This window comes from Rothia sp. HMSC066G07 (assembly GCF_001814485.1).
Lineage (GTDB): Bacteria > Actinomycetota > Actinomycetes > Actinomycetales > Micrococcaceae > Rothia.
On the sequence record NZ_KV816927.1, the window covers coordinates 221,004 to 225,736 of the forward strand.

Genomic DNA, 4,733 nt, shown 5'->3' on the forward strand with positions numbered 1-4,733 from the left:
TGCGTAGGCGCGGAGGAAACATGCGGCGTGCCTCCCCAAACGCTATGGTGCAGAATGAGGACGAACACCGTTCCCCCCCAACCGTATCCCGAAAGAAAAACACGCGGCGTGCCATCCCCACCAGAGAGGCGAGGATAAACACCGTTCCCCCTTGCCTCCCCCCCCCCCGGCGCATAGTAGGCTAGTGTTCAAATCATCTTCTCTCAAGGGCAAACAACGAAGAGCCCCTGAACGAGCGGACAAAGATGCAGCTATATTTCACGAGGAAGTGCCCCTATGCGTCGACAGAACACCCTACGAACCCTCGCCGGGGCTATACTCCCGCTAACCCTGGTGCTTAGCTCCTGCGCATCCGGGCAGCCCAGTGCCGACTCCTCGGCTTCCGCTAACGCTGAGAAGGCGTATAGCGCCTCCAAGAACCCCGATAGTCAAGCTATCGAAAAAGTAGAGAACCTCGCCTCACTTTCTGACAACGTTGCCCGTGCCTACCAGCGTTCCCTGAGCCAGTGCATGGCTGAACGAGGATTCCCGAACTACAAGGTTCCTGCCGGAAAAACTGAAATCTCGCTGCTTCTGCAGGCTGATATTGAACCTCTCACCGTTGCGGACGCCCGCGCTCGCGGATACGAAGAGCGCTACTCTTTGGCTACTACAGCACTGGAAGAGCAGAGCCGTACTATGAGCGACGCTGAAATGCAGGCTCTTTACGGCACCGAAGGAAAGGGCGGTTGCCAACAAGAAGCCACCCGCGTAGTCTTCGGTTCAGAAGAATCCCGCGCGACCATAAAAAAGGTCTACGTCACTGCGGTTCACTACCTCAACAACGACGCAATCTTCAAAGACCTTGGGCCCGTCACCGAGAAGTGGGCACAGTGTATGAAGGAACGCTTCGGGGGAGACTACACCACGCCGGTTATGGCTCGCGAACAGTACCGCCAGAACAACCAAGACACCCACGAACTGGCAATCAACGATGCGACCTGCCGTGAAGCAACCGGGCTGGATGCCGAACAGCGAAAGATTGCTATCGCTTACCTGAGTTCTTTCCTCGAAAAGGAGCAGGGCCTCATCGAGCAGGTGACCACGATCAAGAAAACCGCTGAAGAGAATGCCCGAAAGATTCTGAGCTAACTCTCCGGGCTAATCAGACCGGACTAACCAGAACAGGCATACAGAGTAGCCACGGAGGCTGCACCTCGTCACAGTGTATTGTGCCCGGCACGTATCCCCGTGCCGGGCACAAACTAACCCCACACGGCATCGCCGCCCCTAAGCCCAAACGGCACAGACAATAGCGTTCCCGTACGCGCACCCAAAGAAGGGACACCATGAGCGCCACCCCCACCCGCCAGAAGAAAACCCTCTGGCTCTACGGCATTATCGCCCTGCTCCTCATCATCACCGTGGGTACGCTCATCAGCGCCCAGAACATCAAAACCACCGCCCAAAAAGACGCGGAAGCGGCGCCTCCGGACCCCTCCACCATCACCGCCACGGTCACCCGCGAGAAACTGCGCACCACCGTGCCCCTGACCTGCACCGCGAACTACGCCACCTCAACCCCGCTACGCTACAGCGGCGAAGGACAGTACACCGCAATCACCATCAAACACGGTGACACCGTCGGCAACGGCACCCTCATCGCAGAAGTCAACGGTGAACCTCTCATCACCCTCACCGGCGGCTTCGCGCTCTACCGCGACCTCAAACTCGACGATAGCGGACCCGACGCCGCACTCCTCAACGAGGCACTGACCGCCATGGGGCGTCAGGGCCCGCAGCCCGCGCGCATCACCGAAGACACCTACGAGGCTCTCAACAACCTCCTCGACAGCCTCGGCTACGCGCACGTCAAGACTGACCAGCCCATTCCCTCCCGATACTTCCTCATCATCAACCGTGCCGGACTCGTCACCGGCAACCCCCGCGCAACCGGCGCTATCGCAGATGGCCCCGTAGCCACCATCGCAGAAGGTAGCAAGACCCTCAGCTGCACCGGAACCACCGGCAGGCTCACCCCCGAAGCCCGTAGCGGCCAGAAGGTAACCGTGCCCTCCCTCGGTGATACTGAGTACGTCGCAACCCTCGGATACAAGAACACCACCGAAGCCGCAGGTGCCGCAGGCAACAGCCAGGCCGGTCGCCAGGCCAATGGCGCAGAAGGTGCGGCTGGCTCCAACCTCAACGGTGCAGCCGGTGCGGCAGGAAGCACCGAAGGGGAACGCATCCTCACCCTCGACGTAGGGGATAAGGCGGACAGCCTCCGAGGCGCCGTCAACGCGGAACTCACCCTCGAAGAAACCCCCGACGCGCACCTGGTCGTGCCCTCATCGGCGCTCTACACCCGTGACGGACAGACCCGAGTCATCGTGCTCGGCCCCGAAAGCTCCAACGGATCGAAGGCCCGCGAAGAACGCGAGGTAACCGTTACCGTCATCAGCAACGCCAACGGCAAGAACGCCGTCACCGGTGACCTGCACGAAGGCGACAGCGTCAAAATCATGCGCGAGAAAAAGTAGGGAGTAGCCATGACTGACTCCCGCGCCGCTCACGCGCACCCACCAGCCTATAGCGTCGATATTCAGGGAGTGTCCCAGCACTTTATGCAGGGTGACACTCGAATTGACGTGCTCAAAAATATTGACCTGAAAGTCCGCTACGGAGAAGTCGTCGCAATCCTGGGACCGTCCGGCAGCGGCAAATCAACCCTGCTGAACATTCTCGGTCTGCTCAGCACGCCCGCCTCCGGCAGCTACCTGCTGGACGGTACAGACACCGCAACCTTCAACGCGGCACAGCGAGCTGAAGCGCGCCTGGACAGCATCGGTTTCGTCTTCCAAGCGTTCCACCTCATCGAGCATAAGAACGTGTACCGCAACGTTGAGCTACCGCTCATCTACCGTGGCGTGCCCAAAGCGGAACGAGCACAACGGGTTGCGGATACTCTCGCCCTGCTGGGTTTGAGCCACCGGACAGATGCCCCCATCACCACTCTCTCCGGCGGCGAAAAGCAGCGTGTAGCTATTGCTCGTGCGCTCATTGGGGAACCGGCGTTGCTGCTCTGTGACGAGCCGACCGGCTCGCTGGATGAAGAGCTCACCCGTGAAGTCATTGACCTGCTCCGTGAATGTACGGGTGACCAGCAAAGCACGATTGTGATTACTCACGACCCCCTCGTGGCGGAGCACTGCGACCGGGTGCTACGTATGCACGAGGGGCAGCTCATCGAGCAGGATGCACAGCGGCAGGAAGAAACGACCGCCCGCGCGTCTCTGAATCTGCCTAGCTTTGCTGAGGAGCAAACATCTAAGCCGCAGAGCAGTGGTCGTGCACCTTGGGCGCTCGCCTCCCTCAAAGAAGCCTGGGACGCTACCGTGCACCGGGTGAGGCGCAATATCTTCACCATGCTTGGTGTGGTTCTGGGTATCGCTTCGCTCGTGCTGACTGTTGGTCTGACCGCCACCATTTCTGGGCAGCTGGCTGACAGCTTCGACATTTTTAGGGCTAAGCACCTGACGATAAGCTCGACCCGAACCGAATCCATGAGCCGGGCTGAACTATTGAGCCTGGCGGCAAGTGAGAACTACCGGCGTGTTAGCCAGCTGAACGGAGTGACCGGTACCGCGCTGGTGGATCAGCTGTATGAATCCGCAGATATTCAGCGCGGCCCAGACAACTTCGGTGAGCGCGGCGCGAACGTGGCGGCTGCTGTCCTTGCGGCAACCCCCAGCATCTTTAGCGTGCAGGGTCATGAACTGGTGTGGGGTCGCACCTTCGACGAGGGGCATGTGGAGCGGAACGATAAGGTCGTGGTGCTCAGCGAAAGCGTGATGCGCCAGCTCGGGCTACCCTATAGCCCCGGAGTTACGGTCTATATTCATGATGAGCCGTACACCGTCATCGGTGTGGTGCGGGAGAATCCCTCGCTGACTCTGTCGTACGGTTCGGTCTACCTGCCTCTGGGTGCGAAGCCTGGTGCCGATGTTGAAGAAGCGCAGCCCGCTGCCGGTGGCGGTGCCGTTGCGGCGCAGACCGGTAAGCGTTCCACTCAGATTGTGGTGAGTACTGTTGCCGGTGCCGCAAACCAGATTGCGGAGGAAGCACCGTACGCGCTCTCGCCGGAACGTCCCGCCCTGTATAGCGTGAGTGTTCCGCCCGAGCCGAAAACTCTTCGTGAGGCTGTCGACCAGCAGCAACGCACCATGCTTATAGCCATGAGCGTTATTACCCTCGTGATTGGTGCGATGGGCATTATGAATACGTTCCTGGTTGCGGTGATGGAGCGTCGCCGTGAGGTTGGTTTGCGTCTGGCTATTGGTATGCGCCCTTCGGGTATTCTGCTGCAGTTCTCGGCGGAGGCGCTGCTGACCGGCATCCTGGGCGCTGTGGCTGGTATTGTGCTGGCGGTTAACGGCATCTCGACTGTGTCTTTGATGAACCGTTGGACGCCGATTATTAGTGCCGACACTATTCTGCTGGGTCTGGGTGCTGGTGCGCTGGTTGGTGTGTTGGCTGGTCTGTACCCGGCGGCGAAGGCTTCGCGTATTGATCCGGCACAGACCCTGGCGGCAGGCTAGTCGTTGAGGAAGGCTTGGAGGGGCGGTGTCGTCCGTAGTGACATCAGGGTGCCCGAAGCGAAGCGAGGGCGGGTGCCCCTGTAGGAACGAGGACGAACACCGTCCCTCCACATGCCCGCACCTCACCGGAGGAAGGGTATAGCGTACCCACCCACA

3 protein-coding genes are annotated in these 4,733 nt (G+C 60.1%); all 3 read left to right on the top strand.

Annotation, left to right across the window (positions count from 1 at the left end; translation table 11 throughout):
- The first annotated feature begins 276 nt into the window (after positions 1 to 276).
- Positions 277 to 1,131: a hypothetical protein gene (locus HMPREF2971_RS06645; protein WP_070692012.1), complete on the top strand. Its 855-nt coding sequence runs from the start codon at positions 277 to 279 to the stop codon at positions 1,129 to 1,131.
- A 197-nt stretch (positions 1,132 to 1,328) separates the two neighbouring features.
- Complete coding sequence (locus tag HMPREF2971_RS06650; RefSeq protein WP_070692014.1) at positions 1,329 to 2,519, top strand: efflux RND transporter periplasmic adaptor subunit; 1,191 nt, start codon at positions 1,329 to 1,331, stop codon at positions 2,517 to 2,519.
- Between the two features lie 9 nt (positions 2,520 to 2,528).
- On the top strand, positions 2,529 to 4,577 hold the full coding sequence (locus HMPREF2971_RS06655) for an ABC transporter ATP-binding protein/permease (RefSeq protein ID WP_070692016.1): 2,049 nt from the start codon (positions 2,529 to 2,531) through the stop codon (positions 4,575 to 4,577).
- Positions 4,578 to 4,733 lie beyond the last annotated feature (156 nt).

Coding starts and splice junctions, on each gene's coding strand:
- HMPREF2971_RS06655 (WP_070692016.1), top strand. CDS start 2,529: ATGACTGACTCCCGCGCCGCTCACGCGCACCCACCAGCCTATAGCGTC.
- HMPREF2971_RS06650 (WP_070692014.1), top strand. CDS start 1,329: ATGAGCGCCACCCCCACCCGCCAGAAGAAAACCCTCTGGCTCTACGGC.
- HMPREF2971_RS06645 (WP_070692012.1), top strand. CDS start 277: ATGCGTCGACAGAACACCCTACGAACCCTCGCCGGGGCTATACTCCCG.